General features: G+C 71.8%; 3 protein-coding genes. All 3 read right to left on the reverse strand.

Annotated elements, in window-relative coordinates; translation table 11 throughout:
- Window positions 1-389: M20/M25/M40 family metallo-hydrolase (locus tag AC27KI_RS24200; protein WP_487116280.1), on the reverse strand; the 389-nt coding region annotated here is incomplete at its 3' end.
- The gene (locus AC27KI_RS24205; RefSeq protein ID WP_487090261.1) at window positions 386-1,084 is read right to left on the reverse strand and encodes an HAD-IA family hydrolase; all 699 of its coding nucleotides are present in this window, start codon (window positions 1,082-1,084) and stop codon (window positions 386-388) included. The genes AC27KI_RS24205 and AC27KI_RS24200, both read right to left, overlap by 4 nt.
- A gap of 206 nt (window positions 1,085-1,290) precedes the next feature.
- On the reverse strand, window positions 1,291-1,713 hold a 423-nt coding region (locus AC27KI_RS24210; RefSeq protein ID WP_487116282.1), incomplete at its 5' end, for a radical SAM family protein.

Consider the following 1,713-nt stretch of genomic DNA (forward strand, 5'->3'; position numbering starts at 1 on the left):
CGCGCCGCGCCGATCAGCATGCTGGTGTGGCCGTCGTGCCCGCAGCCGTGGTGTGCGCCCGGGTGGCGGCTGGCATGGGCCGCCGTGCCCAGTTCCACCATGGGCAGCGCATCCATGTCGGCGCGCAGGCCCATGCTGCGGGGCCCGCTGCCGCAGCGCAGCGTGCCGACCACGCCCGTGCCGCCGATGCCTTCGTGCACCTCCAGGCCGAGCAGCCGCAGCGACTGCGCCACGATGCCGGCCGTGCGCCGCTCCTGAAAGGCCAGCTCGGGGTGCGCATGCAGGTCGCGCCGCAGGGCAATGAGCTCGGGCAGCAGGTCGGCCACCGGCCGGGCGATGCGCTCCAGGCCCTCCAGGGCGGACAAGCGCTCGTGGCCGTCCAGGCTCATTGCCCCGCCTCCACCGCGTCGGCCAGCTGGGCCAGCGTGTGGAAGTGGTAGTCCGGCACGGTGTGCTCGGATTCGATGGTGCCGCCCGAGTCCTTCATGCCGTGCCGCCGTTCGATCCAGCAGGTGGTGATGCCCAGCCGCTTGGAGATGCCGATGTCGTGGTACTGGCTCTGCGCCACGTGCAGGTTGTCGGCCTGCTGGTAGCCCCAGGCGCCCTCGTAGCGGCCGCGGGCATAGGCGAAGTAGCGCGCGTCGGGCTTCTCGCACATCGCGTCGTCGCAGCTGAGCAGCAGGTCGAAGGGCGAGCCCAGGGCTTTCTGAAAGTGCTCCAGCGCCCACGCCTGGGCGTTGGTCATCGTCACGAGCCTGAAATGCCCGCGCAGGCGCTGCAGCGCCTGTACCGAGTCGGGGAACGCCGGCCAGTCGGCCACCGAGTCGCGCAGGCCGCGCGCCAGCGCCTCGCTGTCGGGCAGGCCCAGCGACGGCGCGATCGCATGCCAGCAGCGCTCCAGGTCGTCGGGATAGGCCCAGGTGTCGCCGCTCTTGCGGGCGGCGCGGTAGGCCGCGAGGAACGCCTCGTCGGTCACGGGGCTGCCGGGCACGGCCCGGCGCAGATAGGCGAGCATGCCGCCCTCGAAATCGATGAGGGTGCCAACCACGTCGAAGGTCAGCACTTTGAAATCACGCAAGGCCATGGGTCGCACTCCAGACAGCAGGAAACGGCGGAAAGCCGGCCACCGCGGGAAACGGCAGCGGCCACAGAACATTCACGGCCGAGCTTAGAACCGCGGCCGCCCCGCGTGGCACTGAAGCGGGGGCCGGCGACAGCAGCAAGTTGCGTTGTCCGGCGCATTGCGAAAGATTGTTTGCAGCCCCCCCGGCCGCGCCGTCCTTCGCGGCGTCAGAACAGGCTGCCCTGCCCCCGCGCCAGCCCGGGCCGGTACTGCGACAGGTCCAGCTCCACGCGCTGGCGGTTCAGGCCCAGGCGCCGGCACGCGGTGGCGAACCGCTGGCGCACCAGGTCGGCCCACAGCCCCGTGCCCTTCATGCGCGTGGCGAAGTCGCTCTGGTAGCTCTTGCCCGCCGCGCGGGCCTCGGCGCTCAGGCCGTGCAGGTCCTGGATGCGGGCCATCACGCGCGCCGCGCGCTGCGGGTAGTGCAGCGCCAGCCACTCGCGCATGAGCGGCGCCACCTCCCAGGGCAGGCGCACCACCGTGTAGAAGGCGGTCGTGGCGCCGGCATCGCGCGCGGCCTCCAGCACCTGTTCCATGTCTTCGGTAATGAACGGGATCTGCGGCGCCACGCTCACGCCCACGGGCACGCC

The organism is Acidovorax sp. KPB24-03, from assembly GCF_057546605.1.